13 protein-coding genes are annotated in these 20,547 nt (G+C 38.1%); 8 read left to right on the plus strand and 5 right to left on the minus strand.

Going from position 1 to position 20,547, the window contains the following annotated elements:
• The coding region (locus V7M80_RS03230; RefSeq protein WP_333694007.1) for a T9SS type A sorting domain-containing protein at positions 1–265 on the plus strand (265 nt) is incomplete at its 5' end.
• Between the two features lie 25 nt (positions 266–290).
• On the opposite strand, the gene V7M80_RS03235 is transcribed toward V7M80_RS03230, so the two are convergent.
• From V7M80_RS03235 to V7M80_RS03250, 4 genes are all read right to left on the minus strand, one after another.
• Positions 291–1,595 carry an NgoFVII family restriction endonuclease gene (locus tag V7M80_RS03235; protein ID WP_333694008.1) on the minus strand — a complete coding sequence of 435 codons (1,305 nt, stop codon included), beginning with the start codon at positions 1,593–1,595 and terminating at the stop codon, positions 291–293.
• 1 nt (position 1,596) lies between these two features.
• The gene (gene dcm, locus V7M80_RS03240; RefSeq protein WP_333694009.1) at positions 1,597–2,814 is read right to left on the minus strand and encodes a DNA (cytosine-5-)-methyltransferase; all 1,218 of its coding nucleotides are present in this window, start codon (positions 2,812–2,814) and stop codon (positions 1,597–1,599) included.
• A 2-nt stretch (positions 2,815–2,816) separates the two neighbouring features.
• Positions 2,817–3,032 carry a helix-turn-helix domain-containing protein gene (locus tag V7M80_RS03245; RefSeq protein ID WP_333694010.1) on the minus strand — a complete coding sequence of 72 codons (216 nt, stop codon included), beginning with the start codon at positions 3,030–3,032 and terminating at the stop codon, positions 2,817–2,819.
• 184 nt (positions 3,033–3,216) lie between these two features.
• Positions 3,217–7,692 (minus strand): choice-of-anchor I family protein, encoded by a 4,476-nt coding sequence (locus V7M80_RS03250; protein WP_333694011.1) that lies wholly within the window; start codon positions 7,690–7,692, stop codon positions 3,217–3,219.
• 410 nt (positions 7,693–8,102) lie between these two features.
• Here V7M80_RS03250 and recO point away from each other — a divergent pair, with 410 nt between their 5' ends.
• The 4 genes from recO to V7M80_RS03270 all read left to right on the plus strand — a co-directional run bounded on the left by recO (position 8,103) and on the right by V7M80_RS03270 (position 14,255).
• A complete protein-coding gene (gene recO / locus V7M80_RS03255; RefSeq protein ID WP_333694012.1) occupies positions 8,103–8,816 on the plus strand; it encodes a DNA repair protein RecO in 714 nt (237 codons plus the stop codon).
• An 874-nt stretch (positions 8,817–9,690) separates the two neighbouring features.
• A complete protein-coding gene (gene ileS / locus V7M80_RS03260; RefSeq protein ID WP_333694338.1) occupies positions 9,691–13,092 on the plus strand; it encodes an isoleucine--tRNA ligase in 3,402 nt (1,133 codons plus the stop codon).
• A gap of 6 nt (positions 13,093–13,098) precedes the next feature.
• Positions 13,099–13,479: a TraR/DksA family transcriptional regulator gene (locus V7M80_RS03265; protein ID WP_333694013.1), complete on the plus strand. Its 381-nt coding sequence runs from the start codon at positions 13,099–13,101 to the stop codon at positions 13,477–13,479.
• 170 nt (positions 13,480–13,649) lie between these two features.
• On the plus strand, positions 13,650–14,255 hold the full coding sequence (locus tag V7M80_RS03270; RefSeq protein ID WP_333694014.1) for a lipoprotein signal peptidase: 606 nt from the start codon (positions 13,650–13,652) through the stop codon (positions 14,253–14,255).
• Positions 14,256–14,275: 20 nt separating this feature from the next.
• On the opposite strand, the gene V7M80_RS03275 is transcribed toward V7M80_RS03270, so the two are convergent.
• Positions 14,276–14,842 (minus strand): 5-formyltetrahydrofolate cyclo-ligase, encoded by a 567-nt coding sequence (locus V7M80_RS03275; RefSeq protein ID WP_333694016.1) that lies wholly within the window; start codon positions 14,840–14,842, stop codon positions 14,276–14,278.
• 114 nt (positions 14,843–14,956) lie between these two features.
• On the opposite strand from V7M80_RS03275, the gene uvrC reads away from it, so the two are divergent.
• The 3 genes from uvrC (at position 14,957) to V7M80_RS03290 (ending at position 20,541) form a co-directional block, all read left to right on the plus strand.
• Positions 14,957–16,756, plus strand: coding sequence for an excinuclease ABC subunit UvrC (uvrC, locus tag V7M80_RS03280; RefSeq protein ID WP_333694017.1), 1,800 nt, complete (start codon positions 14,957–14,959; stop codon positions 16,754–16,756).
• 6 nt (positions 16,757–16,762) lie between these two features.
• Positions 16,763–19,108, plus strand: coding sequence for a patatin-like phospholipase family protein (locus tag V7M80_RS03285; protein ID WP_333694019.1), 2,346 nt, complete (start codon positions 16,763–16,765; stop codon positions 19,106–19,108).
• A 278-nt stretch (positions 19,109–19,386) separates the two neighbouring features.
• On the plus strand, positions 19,387–20,541 hold the full coding sequence (locus tag V7M80_RS03290; RefSeq protein WP_333694021.1) for a homogentisate 1,2-dioxygenase: 1,155 nt from the start codon (positions 19,387–19,389) through the stop codon (positions 20,539–20,541).
• Positions 20,542–20,547: the final 6 nt, after the last annotated feature.

The following is a 20,547-nucleotide window of genomic DNA, read 5'->3' on the forward strand; positions in this document are numbered from 1 at the left end:
TATGGCCCGCATTTCGCCCATTACACTTTCGGTAAACCAACCTCAAAAAAGGACAATTCGCCTCTATCCCAATCCCGTTACGCACTTTCTCACCGTTGAAACGCCCGATACCGTACTCCAACTTTCCGTATTTTCCACAAACGGCCAACGCATGCAATTGCCTCAAAACGGAAACCAACTTGATTTTAGTGGAGTGGCTAATGGGGTGTATGTGGTTGAGGTTGTGATGGAAAAGGGTGTGGAAAGCGTGAAGGTGGTGAGGTAGTGTAGGGTTATAAATTTTTAATTTCTTATATTAATTCATCGTCAATCGGAATTGGTTCATTATTCATAAAAGCTTCAAACGATCCTACAGGCGCAAAGTCAATATTTATAGTTGAATAATCTCCTTTTTTTCTCCATAAACGAACAGAATCAGTACCTTTCTTAATTAACCATTCTCGAGTTACAGGCTCTCTTTCTTTTAAACCTAAGACATCGACTAATAACCATTGGCCTAATGCAGATTGTCCATATTTCTTACCGTTTTCGTCATATTCAGTATTACTACCCGATTGAAGACCTTTCATATTACTTTGCGTTACTAATGAAGGTATTTTTTTCCCATTAGGAAGTATTAAATAAAATCTGATTTCTGGTTTGTCTTCGCTTCCGTCATATTGTTCTCTGAACTTTTCAAAATCAAAAATATTTTCAGTAAAAAAGTTAGGATGATTCTTATGGAATTCTCTTGGAATAGGAATATAAACCTCATTTAGTGGTCTAGGTGTATTACTACCCTTATTTTTAGGAGCAGCATTCCACGCGTTTAATCCTGACTTTTCTTCAACTTCTTTTGATTGATATGAGTATAATGGCAAATAAACTTCTATTATATCAAGTTCAGTAGTTTTTGATTTATCTATAAATTCAAAATATGCTTTTAATAAAAAAGCAAAAGGATCATCAATGATTTTTACATCAAATTTATTTAAAACAATAGAGTTATATTTATTGGAATCAAACTTTTGAAGTATTTGTGAGTCTCCAAATGTATATCTATAATCTTTATTTCCGTCTGACCAAGATAAAGCAGATGATGTCTCACTAATATCTGTAATGTTATTTAAGTCAATCAATGGATATGAACACTCATTTATAGTAAAAAGACCTTTATCTCTAGTAACATAATGATAAATATTGCCATGTTCAGACAAGCCTAAGCGTTTGTAATCGCTTATCATTCTTTCATTCTTAATTTCTGAAATTTTATAAGCTAATGAATGTAAATCATTTCTAAAATGATTGATTTCATTTTGATATCGTTTAAGTTGCATAACTTTTTGAAATGAAGGTTTACTACCCATCCAGGTTTTTAAACCAACTCCAATTCTTATGTCATCAAAAACACATAAAACATCATGCGGTGTATTACCAACATCAACATTCTGGCTATTAAAGATTTTAGCAAAAACAGTTTCTTGAAACTTTGAATCAAGATATGGAATTAAGTCACCTTGCTTTTGTCGAAACAAATTGGATAGTGCACCATAAACTTGTAAGAACTTAATATATTCGTCTCTCTGCTCCTTTGAATATTTTTCCCAAACACTCATATCACATTACTTTTAATATTTCAATAAATATTCTTTCAATTAAAGTTGTAGTTACAGAGTTACCTGCCTGCATATATAATCCACTATTCGAAATATTAGGTAAAACAAATTTATCAACTGGATATCCTTGAAAAGCGAAACATTCTTTTGGAGTTAATTTACGTATGCCAAAATCATCTAAAATTAAAGGAACATTATGACCGCCTGCACCCATATTGGCAGTTAATGTTGGACACATATTATTTTTATTTTCTCTAACATAAACTCTTCTCCATTGATAGATTGTGTTTTTTGAAGTGATGGTTTTTTTTAATTCAGGATAATAAGGGTGTTCTTTTTTGTAATATAAACTATCATTTTGTTTTCCTTTTTCTAGGAAATCATGAATTGTTTTAGTTAAAGGTATTGGTTCAGGAAATCTGAATTTAGAGTAATTTTTAACTTGTTTTGGATCAAATGCTACAATAAAAATTCGTTCTCTATTTTGCGGAACATTTGCATGTGTAGATGAGTTTAAGATTTTAGAATAAACTTTATAACCAAGTTTTTCTTCTAATATTTCAATGATTATCTTAAAAGTATTACCGTTATCATGAGAAACAAGATTTTTCACATTTTCCAAAAAGACAACTTTAGGACGATGTTTTTCTATGATTTTTTCAATATCAAAGAACAAAGTACCTCTTGTGTCATGAAATCCCTTTCTGTAGCCAGCAATAGAGAAAGCTTGGCATGGAAAGCCAGCACATAAAACATCAAAATCTTTTGGGATATAATTTTTTGTGTATTCTTTTGTTATATCACCAAAAGGTGTTTCTCCAAAATTGGCATTATATGTTTTTTTTGCATTTTCATTCCATTCGCTTGTGAAAACACATCTACCACCAAGATTTTGTAACGCTAATCTAAATCCACCTATTCCGGCAAACAAATCTATAAATTTAAAATTATAATCTTTTGGTGTTGGAAAAGGGGCATTTTCGACTTCAAACAAAAAAAGTTGTTCTGCAACGTCAGAAAGAAGATTTAATTTTTCTTCATGATTTTTATATTCAACAATTTGTTTTAAATAAATTACCGCTTCATCCTTGAAATGATCTTTAATGCCATTATGATAATTATGCAAATAATGAGTTACAATAGCTTTTCTATTGTCTTCCTCATATGCAAAATCTTTTTTAAATTTTTTGGTATCAAACTCTTCTAATGATATTTTCATTTTCATTTTTTAAAAAAGTATTCAATTGGTTTTTTATAATAATCAGCCAACAAAAACAATTTTGCTGCACTAATTTTTTTTACTCCATTTTCAATCTTGGAAAGATTGCTTTGGCTTATGATATTATCTTCCTGTACCTTCATTTGTGTAAAGCCCAATTCTTCTCTAGCTTTAACTAATTGATAGGAAATGATTTGGTTGATTTTTTTTTCGTTCATGAGTGGTTTGAAATAAGAATTATTCCATAATACAATATTCCGAATTAGAATCCGCTATTCCATTTTGGAATAATTGACGTTTAATGATGCAATTCCTCCCCCATCAAAACAACAAGTACCCAAAACAAAAAAAGCCCTCCAGAACGGAGGGCTTTGGCATTCAGAAGATGAAAAAAAGCAGAGATTATTTAACAATCAGTTTAGATACAGCTCCTTCAGAGGTTTTTACAAAATATAAACCACTACTCAAAGCCGAAGTATCCAACGTTTGAGCATTTTGAGCTTGGAAAATTAATTTTCCGGTGTTGTCATACACTTGAATATCGGCTGTACGGTTAAAATAAACCAAACCGCTTTCCGATGGATTCGGGAAAACCACAAACGTTTTGGGGGCGTTGTTCCCAAAATCAGGCGTTGAAAGGGTGGTAGCATCTACTTCAAAAATAGTTATCGTACCACTAATTTCATTGGATACCAAAATATAACCAACGCCCGTTGGGCTATCGGTAGGCTCAATATAAATGATCCCTTCTGCACCAAGGTCACCGGCATAAGCCGAAGTGCTTCGGGTGTTTTTGTAATCTACAAACGTGGGGTTATTCGGGTCGGTAATGTTATACACCATTACCCCACCAATGCGTTCCAAAGCTACAAAAGCAAAGGTTTGATCGGCAATGGTAGCCACAGTTACACCTTCCGGCTCCGGACCTTTGGCACGGCTTCTCACTTTGGGTGTATTGCTGCCGTGGTCGGCATTAAACAAGGTTGGGTAATTCGCAGCCGTGTAGCGTTCAAAATCATCGCCACTATCATACACTATTTGTTGCGTTGCCGTATTAAAAATCGAAAACGAACGAGCTCCCACACAGTTGATTTCTTCAAATTCCGGGTCGGCATCTAGGTTTCCGTTTAAGTTGGTAGCTCTAAAACGTCCCAAGTTGTGCGATTGTTTCAACATAGCGGCATTCGGGAAAATGGCAGCATCCAATCCGTAGGCATTAGCTCCCACGGCAACGCGTTCTTCAAAACCGCTGTATTCTTTTTCGTCGCCTTCATTGGCCGTAATCAAATAGGTTGTGCCGTTTACGGTATAGCTGGCTATCGCATCCGGAATGTAAAACGCTTTTACGGGCCAGTTGGCAATCAATACTTCGTTGTTGTTGTCCGAAGCATCAAATCCGTTTCCGGGCAAACTCAGGTCTTTGGTGCCTAAAGCCCAAACGCCCGTGTAGGTGTTGTTGGTTAAATTGATTTCGGCAATCGCATTGTTTTCTTGTAAAGCTACCCACGCTTTTTGGCTGTCTGGACTTACCGTAATGTATTCCGGTTCAAAATCTTGCGATAACGTACTGGTTAATTTCAATTTACGAACCCCCGATGCCATCAAAGCCGCTTCTTGAGCATTGAATGGGGTAAATAATAAAGTAGTTACATTACTTTGCGTCAAATTGGCAATTCCACCCGAAATATCAATGATACTTACCGAACCTTCGGGATCAATACTGTAATTACTGTTGGGTTGTCCTTCGTTTGCCGTTAAGACTTTGGTACCGTCCGGTGTAAACGTTAGCATATCCGGCAAGGCACCCACAGTTACTTGTTTTAAAAAGGTTCCGTTGGTGTCAAAAAAGACTACAGAACCATCCAAAACTTCATTGGCATTAGGCGAAGCTACGGCAACAATTCCGTTTTTCACCGCTACACTGGTAATACCGCCATACGGATTCATATTTACGGAACTAATCAAAGAAGGAGCGGCAGGATTACTAAAGTCGATTATATCTAAGAAATTAGCAATCGCACTCGTGGCAAATAATCGCTGACTGATAGGGTCGTGAGCCACGATTTCACACGTACTCGTACTGTTTCCGGAGGGATCAAAACTTCCAATGTAATTCAACTCAATTTGTTGTGAAGGTGTTGGAATTACCTGATCGTTGTCGATTATATAAATCGTAGCCAAAGTTTCGCCGGAAATGGTTAATCCCACCGGATTTTCCAAACTCAACACGAAATATTCGGCTTGTTGTTCTTCTACGGCATCATCAATAATGGGAATCGCAATGGTTTGGGTTAACGAACTGCTTCCGTTAAAGTTTAAGGTTTGTGTCGTTAAGGTAAAGTCATTCGCATCAGCAGTGCTAAAGGGTGCCCCTTTTACCACTAAATCTACCGAAGAAACAGCCGGACTGTCTAAGTTGATAATGAAATTCAAAACGCCAGCTCCTTCATTTACTTTCAAAAAAGAGGTAGCAAATGACACAGTCGTATTAAAACTAAAAGGAAAAGTAAACGGACAAGCCATGGGAACGTTGTTTACATTTTGAACCTGGTCTATCGTTAACGCATAGTTGGTAGCGGAAGCAAAGGGTGTTCCGAAAGTTAACGTTACTACATTATTTACGGCTGTAGCCGAAGTTAAATTGGCTACTCCGGTATAATTAGAAAGCAATTCAGCCGAAGCTACATTAACAGCTTGACTGAATGTAATTTCAATGGTGGTATTGTTGATGACTATGGCATTTTGCACACGAATCGTACTGGGGAAATTCCAAGTGGGCCATACTTGAGGAGCGGTTCCGCCATTGACAGCAATCCAGTTGGCCGGATTCAAAATAGCAGTTCTCAATTCAGCAGGAGTTCCGGTTTGCGTACCGTTGTAAAAGGCATTTACGGCATTTCCATTGTCGTTACCCGGAGCAGTACTGGTGTTTAAAGCCGTAACGCCATCGGTTAAGCCCGCCGGAATCATCGATAAACTTCCGCCACAGGTAGTATTCGAAGCTACCCATCCGTTTGAACTCAAAGCCGTAATATAGTTTGGTGCAGCCGTTGTTCCGGTATAAACAATAACTTGATCCCCTCCGGAACTCAATCCAAATCCGGATCCGGTTACCGTTCCAACATTGGCGACCAAAGCAGAGGTTTGAATACGAATAACAGTTCCCGCCGGAACACATTCGGTACTGCCTAACGTCCATACAATACCGTTGGCACATTGGGGTTGGGCATTGGTGGTATACTTAGAATCGGTTAAGTTGATAAACGTTCCCGGTTCAATATCTATCAAAGAAAGTAAAGCTACTTCATCTTCGGTTGCTGTTGCATTCATCCGATAGGCTACAAATACTAAATCACCGGCTTGAAATTGCGTTTGCAAAGCAATAGTGGTAAACGTACCGGAAACTAAAGTTGTCACGGCGTTGTCATTAAAATCTTCAACCGTATTGGGCAATAAAGCCATATAATAGGTTTGATTATTTGCTAAATCAGCCGATGGAATAAGCGTGATGGTGTTGTTTTCAAAGGTAGTGGTAAACGGTACTAAAGTTCCCGAAGCATCATTCAAACGCAATTCAACAACAGCTGCTGCCGTTGCATTGGTCAACGGATCATTGTTTACCAAACGCACATTTTCATTAAATGAAATTGTTGGATTTACGTTAACCGCAACATTTGAGGTATTGTTCATTGGAAAAAGGGTTACCACCGGAGCAATAGAATCACCACCGCCAATAGCATTTCCATCCACGGTAAAATTATCAAAACGATTGTTCCCAACCGTACCGCCAGAGCCGGCTTCAAAAGCCACACGAAGTTTAAAATTCGGATTGTTGTTTGCGGTGGAAATTGAAGAAAAGTCAAACGTAATCAACCCCGGATCTCCATTGTTCGGTTGAACGGTTGTGTACGGAAGGTAGTTGGTTCCGTCCACCGTATAACTCCACACTTGTGTTCCCGCCCCGGAACCCGAACGACGGGTGGCAAATCGAATGATGATGTTTTCAAAACCTGTGGTAGGCAAATCAAATTGCAATTGCCCTCCAATGGGGTCATTAAAACGGAGGTGTGTTCCGGCAGCATCACCGTTGCGAGCATTTAGATTTAGAACACTAAAGTTTTGTCCGGTCCCACCGGCAAAATCAATGGAGCTAATCCCACCGGTTAGGTGCGTTATCGCCGCTCCGGTTACAAACGTTTGCGTAGGTGTAGTAATCGCTGCTACAGAAGCGTTGTCGTTAAAATTCCAGTAATGAATTAATACCGGAACCGGAATAACATCGCCTTCTAAGGTAAAATTATCAAAACGATTGTTCCCAACCGTACCGCCAGAGCCGGCTTCAAAAGCCACACGAAGTTTAAAATTCGGATTGTTGTTTGCGGTGGAAATTGAAGAAAAGTCAAACGTAATCAACCCCGGATCTCCATTGTTCGGTTGAACGGTTGTGTACGGAAGGTAGTTGGTTCCGTCCACCGTATAACTCCACACTTGTGTTCCCGCCCCGGAACCCGAACGACGGGTGGCAAATCGAATGATGATGTTTTCAAAACCTGTGGTAGGCAAATCAAATTGCAATTGCCCTCCAATGGGGTCATTAAAACGGAGGTGTGTTCCGGCAGCATCACCGTTGCGAGCATTTAGATTTAGAACACTAAAGTTTTGTCCGGTCCCACCGGCAAAATCAATGGAGCTAATCCCACCGGTTAGGTGCGTTATCGCCGCTCCGGTTACAAACGTTTGCGAAGGTGTAGTAATCGCTGCTACAGATGCATTGTCGTTAAAATTCCAGTAATGAATCAACGTTTGACTCTGCAAAGTGGAAAATAGGAACAAACAGAGTCCGATTACCAAGAGTTTAAAGTTGTAGTTTTTGTACATAGTATTGGGTTTAGATATTCAATTACAAAAATCAACTCTTGATGTTAGAATCGTTTTAACTTAAAAACAAGTAAAGTTTACGAATCGCAATGGGGATGTTTTCAAATAGTTAAGGGATAATATTTTCGTAACTTTAAGATATTCATACCATAATAAAAAAGGATACTCTTACAAGAATAACAGGATATTTCGGAAAAAGCGTTGGGTTAATTTACAATATATCCCAAATAGATACCAAGAGGATACTGGGAAGATACTAGGATGATAGAGGGATGATAAAGGGATGATAAAGGGATAGTGTAGGGTAAAAATGCAAAATCCAACGGATGAATAAAAACTGAAGTAAGATATATTTTGCTTAATTTCCTGTAAATATTGCATCAACTTTTTAGAAAGTTTACCTTTACCTCATGCAAGTCAAAACCAAAGCCCTCGTGATTACGGCGTTAAAGTACCAGGAGAAATCCCTGATTGTAAAGTGCTTTACCCGCACCGATGGGGTGAAGAGTTACTTTGTGCCCAACGCGTTTTCAGCCCGCAAGAGTCAGCAGAAGAGGGGGTATTTTCAACCGCTTACTTTACTGGATATTGAGGCTACCCACAAAAACCAAGGTAAGTTGGAGTATTTTAAGGAAGTGCGTATCGCTCAACCGTATGTGAGCTTGCCTACCAACGTGGTGAAAAGTTCTATCGTGTTGTTTCTCTCGGAAGTCCTCCACCATAGCATTCAGGAAGAAGAAAAAAACGAGGCCTTTTTTGATTACCTCGAAACGGCGTTGCTCTGGTTGGACAGCCACCATGAAGTGGCCAATTTTCACTTGATTTTACTACTGGGAATGACCCGCTTTTTAGGGTTTTATCCCGATATTTCCCAACAAGAAGCTCCTTTTTTTGAACTGACCGAAGGGGTGTTTACACACTACCACGGCGTGAGTTGCCTCTCGGAACACGAAACCAAATTATTTAAAAAATTACTTTCCTTGAAACTAACCGGCGATACGAAATGTTTTGTGTCGGCAGAACGGCAACTCCTGTTGAAGGTGTTGATGGATTATTATGCGTTTCATTTGGATGGGTTTAAACGCCCGAAGTCCTTGGAGGTGTTGGGGGAGGTGTTTTCTTAAGTGCTGAGGTTTTTTACCACGAAGGGCACGAAGGAGGCACTGTGAGAAAAGAGACACTACGCTTTTCGATTTTCTCGCCAAGACGCAGAGTCGCCAAGATTTGAGAACGCAGATGGAACGGATTTGCAGAGCAAAACGCGGATTGTTGCGGATGGATAGCTTCGCTATAATGGATAGAAGCGGATTAATAGTGCAAATTTTTAGTTTTTATTTTACCACTAAGGGCACGAGGGAGGCACTGAGAGCTCACGGAAGCTTCGCTTTTTGATTTTCTTGCAAAGACGCAGAGTCGCTAAGATTTGAGAACGCGGATGGAACGGATTTGCAGAGCAAAACGCAGATTGTTGCGGATGGATAGCTTCGCTATAATGGATAGAAGCGGATTTAATGTGGCTTAATTTGTAGTTTTTTCTTCTTTTTGTTTTTTTCCACAATTCCGGAGTTCGGGAGCAAAGCCGCAAAAAATAGTAATACCATTTAAACTTGAATGTTAGCAGTCATTTCAACGTCTCGTCTCCCCTCTCCTTTGGAGAGTCCCGATAGCTATCGGGAGGGGGTGAGGATTCAAAGCTTTATTTCAATAGAACACAGATTAAGAGGATGAAATGGATTTTCAAGGATTTTGATAGCTTTGATTTTTTTCTCTCACAGAAAACACAGAAAACACTGAATACAATTAGGACTTGTAAAATTGACCTTTACCTCATTGACACATTGACAAATTGACAAATTGTCGAATTGGCACATTGCCTCATTGCCCCATTGCCCCATTACCTCATTGCCTCATTGTCGAATTGGCACATTACCACATTATTTTACCAAATTATCCCAAAAATCATTACTTTCGCAAATTGATTTTTTAGAACGAGAAAACATGAGTATGAAATTCGCTGAATACAAAGGACTTGACCTGCCCACAGTGGCCTCGGAAGTGCTGAAGTATTGGAAGGAAAACCAGATTTTTGAACAAAGTGTCACCAGCCGTGAAGGGCAACCACCGTATGTGTTTTTTGAAGGTCCGCCTTCGGCCAATGGTTTGCCGGGTATTCACCACGTGATGGCTCGTGCGATTAAAGATATTTTTTGCCGCTATAAAACCCAAAAAGGCTTTCAAGTAAAACGAAAAGCGGGATGGGATACCCACGGTTTACCCGTTGAATTGGGTACCGAAAAAGAATTAGGCATTACCAAAGAAGACATCGGTACTAAAATCACCGTAGCCGAATACAACGAAGCGTGTAAACGCACCGTGATGCGTTACACCGACGTGTGGAACGACCTCACCGAAAAAATGGGCTATTGGGTAGATATGAACGACCCGTATGTGACCTATAAATCGAAATACATGGAGTCGGTTTGGTGGTTGTTGAAACAGATTTACGACAAAGATTTGTTGTACAAAGGCTACACCATTCAACCGTATTCGCCCAAAGCAGGAACGGGTTTGTCTTCGCATGAAGTAAACCAACCGGGTAGTTACAGAGATGTGACCGATACCACTGTGGTGGCTCAATTCAAAACCAAACCGGAAACGCTACCAAGTTTTTTACAAGGATTTGGCGACATTCATATTTTAGCTTGGACGACTACACCTTGGACATTGCCGAGTAATACGGCCTTGACGGTTGGACCAAAGATTGATTATGTGTTGGTAAAAACCTACAATCAATATACGTTTGAGCCAATTAATGTCCTGTTGGCAAAGAATTTAGTGGGTAAACAATTTGGCGGAAAGTATGTGTTAGCCGCAAGCGAAGAGGACTTTTCAAACTATAAAGCAGAAGATAAAAAGATACCTTATCAAATTTTAGCCGAATGTAAAGGAGCTGATTTAGTAGGCATTCGCTACGAACAATTATTGCCTTGGATTTTACCGTATCAAAATCCTGAAAACGCGTTTCGTGTGATTTCAGGTGATTTTGTGACCACTGAAGATGGTACCGGAATCGTTCATACGGCTCCCACTTTTGGTGCAGATGATGCGAAAGTAGCCAAAGAAGCTACACCTGAAGTACCGCCAATGTTGGTGTTGGATGCCGCCGGAAATCCGGTTCCGTTAGTGGATTTACAAGGAAAATTTATTCAAGGATTGGGTGATTTTTCCGGGAAATATGTGAAAAATGAATATTACAACGAAGGTGAAGCTCCCGAACGCTCTGCGGATGTGGAACTTGCCATCTTGTTGAAAGAAGAAAATAAAGCCTTCAAAGTTGAGAAATACGTACACAGTTATCCGCATTGTTGGCGAACCGATAAACCAATTTTGTATTATCCGCTGGATTCGTGGTTCATTAAAGTAACGGAAATTAAAGACCGTATGTTTGATTTGAATGATACCATCAATTGGAAACCCAAAGCTACCGGAGAAGGTCGTTTTGGCAATTGGTTAAAAAATGCGAACGATTGGAACTTATCCCGTTCCCGATACTGGGGTATTCCGTTACCCATTTGGCGTACAGAAGATAAATCGGAAGAAGTTATCATGGGTTCGGTAGAAGAATTGTACCTGGCCATTGAACAATCCATTGCAGCCGGTTTCCAAAAAGATAATCCGTTTAAAGGATTTGAAATTGGCAACATGAGTGAGGAGAACTATGACTTGGTGGATTTACACAAAAATGTAGTAGATGAAATTGTATTGGTTTCTCCCTCCGGAAAACCGATGAAACGCGAAACCGATTTGATTGATGTTTGGTTTGACAGTGGAGCCATGCCGTATGCTCAATGGCATTATCCGTTTGAGAACAAGCATTTAATTGACAATAACGAAGCATTTCCGGCTGATTTTATTGCCGAAGGTGTTGATCAAACGCGTGGTTGGTTTTATACGTTACATGCCATCGGAACGTTGGTTTTTGATACAATTGCGTATAAAAATGTCGTTTCTAACGGTTTGGTTTTGGATAAAAACGGGCAGAAAATGTCGAAGCGTTTGGGTAATGCGATAGACCCATTCAAAACGTTAAGTGATTTTGGTCCCGACGCTACCCGTTGGTACATGATTGCCAATGCGAATCCGTGGGATAATTTAAAATTTGATATTGAAGGTGTTGCCGAAGTTAGACGTAAGTTTTTCGGTACGTTGTATAATACCTATTCGTTCTTTTCGTTGTATGCAAACATTGACGGATTTACCTATCAAGAGGCAGAAGTTCCTCTTACGGAAAGACCGGAAATTGACCGATGGATATTATCGGAATTGCAAACGTTAGTGCAATTGGTAGACGAAAGTTATGCCGATTATGAACCTACCAGAGCAGCGAGAGCGATTTCTGATTTTGTACAGGAGAATTTGAGTAACTGGTACGTTCGTTTGTGCCGAAGAAGATTTTGGAAAGGCGAATACGGTACCGATAAAATTGCAGCGTATCAAACGTTGTACACGTGTTTAATCACAGTGGCTAAATTGTCGGCTCCAATTGCACCGTTCTACATGGACAGACTTTACCGAGATTTAACACAAGCCACACATTCAGAAAATTTTGACAGCGTACATTTGGCCGATTTTCCGAAATATGTTGAAAAATATGTTGATAAATCGTTGGAGAGTAAAATGATGAAAGCACAGACGGTTTCTTCGTTGGTTTTATCGCTTCGCAAGAAGGAGATGATCAAGGTACGTCAACCGTTGCAAAAGGTTATGATTCCTATACTTGACGAGCATCAGCGTGCTGAAATTGAAGCGGTTTCCGACCTGATAAAAGCCGAAGTTAACGTAAAAGAAGTGGTGTTGTTAGACGATGCATCGGGGGTGTTAGTGAAGCAAATTAAGCCCAATTTCAAGGCCTTAGGTCCGCGTTTTGGTAAAGATATGGGGTTGATTGCCAAAGAGATACAAAACTTTAGCCAGGAACAAATCAATGAGTTAGATCGCAACGGCAGCTACACGCTTGTTATTTCAGGAAATTCAATAACTTTAACACAAGATGATGTGGAAATTTCTTCACAGGATATTCCGGGTTGGTTGGTAGCGAATGCGAATGGAATTACGGTAGCATTAGATATCACCATTTCTGAGGAATTGCGAAAAGAAGGAATTGCCAGAGAGTTGGTAAACCGTATTCAGAATTTGAGAAAAGACAGCGGTTTTGAAGTGACCGATAAAATCAAGGTTCAGTTGCTTAAAAATGGTAGCTTAGAAGAAGCCATTTTAGCCAATGAAACGTATATTAAGTCGGAAACACTAACCGATACCTTGTTTTTTGAAACCAATTTAGAAAATGGTACGGAAATTGAGTTTGACGATATTAAAACCAGAATAATAATTTCAAAATAGAATAATATGACAGATGAAGTAGTACGATACTCAGAAGCCGATTTGGCAGAGTTCAAAGAAATTATCCTAAAAAAAATTGAGAAAGCCCAAAACGATTTGGAACTCATAAAAAGTGCCTATATGAATGATTTGAATAACGGAACAGACGATACTTCGCCCACATTCAAAGCTTTTGAAGAAGGTTCTGAAACCATGAGTAAAGAGGCCAACTCTCAATTAGCTATTCGCCAAGAAAAATTTATCCGCGATTTAAAAAATGCTCTTTTCAGAGTAGAAAACAAAACGTATGGTGTGTGTAAAGTAACCGGAAAGTTAATTTCTAAAGAGCGTTTAAAACTGGTTCCTCATGCCACTATGAGCATAGAAGCCAAAAACATGCAGCGTTAATTTGTATTTAAATAGTTGAAAAAGCCTCGCTCTATGGGTGGGGCTTTTTTTAATTTTAAAGGTTTACCTTAAGGGTGCAATTCCCACCCCAAAGAATGTTTCTTAACATTAGGCCAAAACACTTCTTTTGTTTGATTTAATTCTTATTTTTGCACGATAATTTCATAAAAATGTCCATAAAAAAGGCCGGTTTACTTGTTTTTTTAATATTGTTGGTAGATCAACTTTCAAAGCTTTACATCAAAACACACTTTAAATTAGATGAAGAAGTTTTTGTTTTTGATTGGTTTCGCATTCATTTTGTTGAAAATGAAGGAATGGCTTGGGGAACCAAAATCCCAGGCGATTATGGGAAACTCCTTTTGACATTGTTTCGAATAGTAGCCGTTTTTGGAATTGCCTATTGGCTTTGGGATAGTATCGCTAAGAAAAGTTCAAATTTTCTAATTGTTGCTATTTCCTTAATTTTGGCCGGAGCCGTGGGGAATATTATTGACAGTGTTTTTTATGGAGTCATTTTCAATGACAGTTATTTTGCCCCGGCAACTCTTTTTTCTGAACAACCTTATGGCACTTGGTTTCATGGCAAAGTTGTAGACATGTTTTATTTTCCAATTTGGAAAGGCAATTTGCCGGAATGGTTACCCATTATGGGAGGCAAATCATTTACATTCTTTAATGCCATTTTTAATGTTGCCGATGTTGCTATTTCTACAGGAGTTGGAATCCTGATAGTTTTCAACAAAAAGGCCTTTGGCACTACTTCAAAAGAATAGCAAACGGGAGTTGAACTACTCTAAGAAAAATCATAAATCTGATTTGGAGTAAGACAATAATCCAATTTGATATCTGTTGGATTGGTGTCCTCAATTTTCGGTATTGCCTCAAAAAGGGACAACCCAATTGTAACGGTTTCCGGTTTGCATTGAGCCAAAAAGCGATCGTAAAATCCTTTGCCATATCCCACTCTGTGACCTTGTAAATCAAAGGCTAATAACGGAACAAACACGACATCAATTTTTGAAACGGGGACTTCAATTCCGTCTACTGGCTCGGGGATATTCCAAGCATTTTTTTGAATCCTAGTTTGATCTGTTAGGAGAAAATGACTCAAAGTTCCGGAATCAAAGTGGGTTTTCGATAGAACTACGTCTTTATCTCTACCTGCCAAAACATGTAGAATAAATTCGGTATTTATCTCTTTTTGCTCTTCGATAGGTAAAAACAAATGAAAATAGGTTTTATCCCAAATGGGCATGCCTATTAACAAATTGGCCAGTTTTAAACTTTGAATTTCAATTGTTTCCGATGAAAGTTCTTTTCTGAGAGCTTTGTATTTTTTTCGTATTTCCGTTTTATTCATAATGTAAAGGTAAAAAAGTTAGCAGAAACCAAAATTGGAGAGCTGGTTTTTTTAAGCTAAATTTGTTTAGCCAATGCATTAATACAAGCTTGAGCTTTAGAATTTCAAAAGAGTATGGCTATACCTTCTTTAGAACTCCAACTTCAAACCCTTCCCGATAGCCCGGGAGTGTATCAATATTTTGACAAGGAAGGGAAAATCTTGTATGTTGGAAAAGCCAAAAACCTCAAGAAAAGAGTTTCATCCTATTTTACCAAATCGCACGACAATTATAAAACGGCTATATTGGTTAAGAAAATTGTCGAAATTCGTCATATCGTCGTAGCTACTGAGCAAGATGCCTTGTTGTTGGAAAACAATTTGATTAAAAAACTACAACCAAGGTACAACATCAATTTAAAAGACGACAAAACCTATCCGTGGATTTGCATCAAAAAAGAACCTTTTTCCCGCATTTTTCCCACGCGGAAAATGATTAAAGACGGTTCAGAATATTACGGGCCGTATACCAATTTTAAAACTGTAAATACGTTGTTGGATATGATTAAAGAATTGTATCCGCTTCGAACGTGTAATTACGATTTAAGTGAACAAAATATCAAAAATTATAAATACAAAGTGTGTTTGGAATACCACATTGGCAATTGCAAAGGACCTTGTGAAGGATTGGAAAGTTTAGAACATTACCAAAGTCAGGTAGATGCCATTCGGGAAATATTAAAAGGGAATTTCAAAGACAGTATTAAGTCTTTTAAGCAAAAAATGTTGGCTCATGCTCAAAACATGGAGTTTGAAGAAGCACAAAAAATCAAAGAAAAAATAGAGGTTTTAGAAAATTATCAGGCCAAATCCACCATTTTAAACCCTAAGATTTCCAATATAGATGTGTTTTCAATTGTGTCGGATGAATCGATGGCGTATGTCAATTTCCTTCAAATTGCACACGGAGCGATTATTCGTTCGCATACCTTGGAAATGAAAAAGAAATTAGATGAAACAGATGAGGAATTATTAGAGTTGGCTGTAGTAGAACTTCGCGAGCGATTTCATTTGACGTCTAAAGAACTGATCTTGCCGTTTGAATTGGATTTTGGTGATAAAATAAAAGTCACGGTTCCGCAGTTGGGCGATAAAAAGCAGATTTTAGAACTTTCGCAACGCAATGCCAAATACCACCGATTGGAGCAATTGAAACAAATTCAGATTGTAGACCCCGAACGGCATACCCATCGGATTATGGCCCAAATGCAAAAAGATTTACGCCTATCGGTAGAGCCGCGTCATATTGAATGTTTTGACAATTCGAATATCCAAGGAACCAATCCGGTTGCGGCTTGTGTGGTGTTTAAAGATGGTAAGCCCAGCAAAAAAGATTACCGCCATTTTAATATTAAAACCGTAGAAGGACCCAATGATTTTGCTTCTATGGAAGAAGTAGTATATAGAAGATACAAACGCTTATTAGACGAAAACCAACCTTTGCCCCAGCTCATTATTATTGATGGTGGAAAAGGGCAATTGTCATCTGCTTTAAAAAGTTTAGACGATTTAGGATTACGCGGAAAAATAGCGATTATTGGAATTGCCAAACGATTGGAAGAATTGTTTTATCCCGGGGATTCCGTGCCCCTGTATTTAGATAAAAAATCAGAAACACTCAAAATCATTCAGCAATTGCGAAATGAAGCCCACCGTTTTGGAATTACGCATCATCGAGACAAACGTAGTAAATCGGCTTTACAAACCTCACTTGAAACGATACCGGGAATTGGAGAAAAAACGATGATAATGTTACTAAAACATTTCAAAAGTGTTAAAAGATTAGCCCAAGCCAGTGAAAGTGAAATTTCTGATGTAGTTGGTGCTTCAAAAGCCAAAAAAATTTCCGATTTTTACAAAACAATTCCTAAATAATTCAAAGTGAAACTTTTGCTAGGCCTATTTTTTTTGATTTTAATAGTTTCTTTTCTGTTGCTCAATCGAAAAATAAGACCCTATGCCGTAAGGTTTGACTTAAATATTTTATCAAGTACTGCTTTTTCTTCAATTTATTCTTTTTGTCTCGCACTTTTTGTGCTTTGCGGAGCAACTTCCCAAGGAATTGCACAAGACACAATTTCAAAAAGGCCCAAGATAGGTGTGGTTTTAAGCGGTGGAGGTGCCAAGGGTTTGGCTCATATTGGGGTCTTAAAGGTTTTGGAGCAAGCGGGAGTTAAAGTAGATTATATCGGGGGAACAAGTATGGGGGCTATTATTGGCGGATTGTATGCCTCGGGTTATACCGCTACTCAATTAGACAGTATTTTTAACAACACAGATTATGATGCGGTAATTCAAGACGTCATTCCTAGGTCGTCCAAGAATTTTCATGAACGTTTTAACGACGAACGTTATGCACTCACACTTCCGTTTAACAAATTTAAATTGGGAATTCCTACCGCTTTTTCAAAAGGACTTTACAATTACAACATGATCACGCGTTTAGCACATAACGTGAGACATCAGCGAGATTTTAATAAACTTCCGATACCCTTTGTTTGTATCGCTACCAATATCGAAACCGGAGAGGAAGTCGTTCTAAGAGAAGGGTTTTTACCTCAAGCCGTTTTGGCCAGTGGAGCCTTTCCATCGTTGTATTCGCCACTCATTATTAATGGGAAATATTTGATAGACGGAGGCGTGGTTAACAATTATCCTATTGAAGAAGTAATCAAAATGGGTGCCGATATTATTATTGGGGTTGATGTACAAGATGACTTAAAGCCCAGAGAGGCTCTTAAAGATGCGACTCGTATTTTGGTACAAATATCCAATTTGCAAATGATACAAAGAATGCAGGATAAAAAGAATTTGACTACCATTTATATCAAACCGAATACAGATAATTACAATGTGATTTCTTTTGATAAAGGAAAAGAAATTATACAAATAGGGGAACAAACTGCCTTAGAACAATGGGAAAAGATATTGAAATTAGGTATTGGTTATCAAAAAGAAACACTCAAGACTACGAAGTTGGAAACTGATAGTTTAAAAATTGCTTCGGTTCAAGTTTCCAAATTAGATAATTATACGCGATCTTATATTTTAGGGAAACTGCAATTTAAAGGAGGGGCAAAAATTACGTATGCCAATTTGAGAAGAGGGATAGAAAAGCTCAACGCTACCCAAAATTTCAGTGCCATAAATTATACCTTACAACCGGATTTGGAACCGGATGCCAACAAATTGGAATTGACATTAACAGAGAATCCGAATAAAACCTTTCTAAAGTTTGGATTGCATTATGACGGATTATACAAGAGTGGGGTATTGGTCAATTTAACCCAAAAAAAATTGGTGCTCAAAAACGATGTGCTGAGTGCAGATTTGATATTAGGAGATAACTTCCGATACTATTTGGATTATTATATAGACAATGGCTTTTATTGGAGTTTTGGAGTCAAATCGCACATTAATCAATTCAATCGAAATGTAAAATCCGATTTTAGTGATGGTTCTTTATTAACCGAAGCGAATGTGAATTCTATTAATATCAATTATTTTGAGTTCAACAATCAATTTTACATGCAGTCTTTCTTTTTGCAAAAGTTTGTTTTGGGTTTGGGGGCCGAGTTTAAACACATCCAAATTAAATCGGAAACCCTTCAAAATGTGAAACCAATATTTGAAGATAGTAACTATTTTAGTTTGTTTAGTAGTCTCAAATACGACTCGTTTGATAATAAATATTTCCCCAAAAAAGGGTGGTATTTTAATGGCGATGTTCAAGCCTATCTTTATTCTTCAGATTATACCCAACAATTCAACAACTTTACCATTTTTAAAGCCGATGCTGCTCTAGCTCAGAAAGTATTTCGGAAAACAACTTTAAAATTACAAACCGAGGGCGGTTTTGCTGTGGGAGAAGAAACGGTACCGTTTTTAAATTTTGTTTTGGGAGGCTATGGTTTTTATCCTGTTTCAAACTTCAAACCCTTTTACGGATACGATTTTGTTAGTTTGGCAGGAAATAGCTATGTAAAGGCTTTGTTTCAGTTGGACTATGAGTTTTATAAAAAAAACCATCTGAATTTCTTTGCCAATTTTGCCAATATTGGTCAAAATATTTTTGATACCAATCAATGGTATAAAAAACCGGCTTACTCGGGCTATGGACTTGGTTATGGATTGGAGACGGTTTTAGGGCCAGTAGAAATTAAGCACAGTTGGTCACCCGAAACAAAAGATCACCATACTTGGTTTGCAGTTGGTTTTTGGTTCTAATTACAAAACACATTATTTTTTTTCCGATATTTGTGTAGAAATTATTAAAACCTTAAAAAATGATGCTGATTCTTGGATTTTTACTAGCTTTTGGAATTGGGATAATTGTGGGTATGAACATCAAAAAGTAATTTTTTACAATCATGAATACTCCATTTTGGGAGGGTTTGTTACCCTATTTGCATTATTTAATGAAACGCAATCCAGAGTGATACTGTGGGTCTAAGTAAAATTTGTCAGTGTGACACCTAGAAATTGTTTAATTTTAATTTAGAAAAATGCCATTTTATCATCAATTAGGGAGTATTCCTCCCAAACGACATACACAATTTAGAAAGCCCAACGGGGAGCTTTACTACGAACAATTGTTTGGAACAGTTGGTTTTGACGGAATGTATTCTAACATGTATCACATCCATCGTCCGACACAAGTTAAAGAAATTCGCAAGCAATATTCTGTAGCTCCCAATGTGGTTAAAGCCAATAACATGCAATCCTACAAATTGCATGGTTTTGATGTAACTCCAGAAAAAGATTATTTGGAAAGCCGTAAAATCGTTTTGACCAATTCAGATTGTCACATTACGTTGGCCGCTCCTCAAAACAGAACCCAAGATTATTTTTACAAAAACACCGATTCCGATGAAATGATTTTCATTCATAAAGGGAGCGGAAAACTTCGCACGTTTTTAGGTAATATCGATTTCAAATACGGTGATTATTTATTGATTCCACGTGGAATTATTTATAAAATCGATTTTGATACAGAAGATAATCGCCTATTTATTGTAGAATCCAGACGACCCATTTACACCCCAAAACGCTACCGCAATTGGTTTGGGCAATTGTTAGAACATTCGCCTTTTTGTGAACGTGATTTGCGTCGTCCAACCGAGTTGGAAACACATGACGAAGTGGGGGATTTTGTAATTAAAGTGAAAAAAAGAGATGAAATCATAGAAATGGTCTATGCTTCTCATCCTTTTGATGTGGTGGGTTATGATGGATACAATTATCCGTATGCCTTTTCCATTCACGATTTTGAACCCATAACCGGAAGAATTCACCAACCGCCACCGGTACATCAAACTTTTGAAACCGATGCGTTTGTGGTATGTTCGTTTGTGCCCAGATTGTACGATTACCATCCGCTTTCTATTCCGGCACCTTACAATCACAGTAATATTGACAGTGATGAGGTGTTGTATTATGTTGATGGTGATTTTATGAGTAGAAACGATGTAAAACCCGGAAATATTTCATTGCATCCGGCCGGTATTCCACATGGGCCACATCCAGGAGCTTACGAAAGAAGTATCGGAAAAACCGAAACCAAAGAATTAGCCGTAATGGTGGATACTTTTAAGCCGTTGATGGTAACCGATGAAGCTATGAAAGTGGCGGATGAGACGTATTTTCAGTCGTGGTTATAAATTAGC

The sequence above is a fragment of the Flavobacterium sp. genome, assembly GCF_036759525.1.
In the GTDB taxonomy this organism is placed as follows: Bacteria; Bacteroidota; Bacteroidia; order Flavobacteriales; family Flavobacteriaceae; genus Flavobacterium.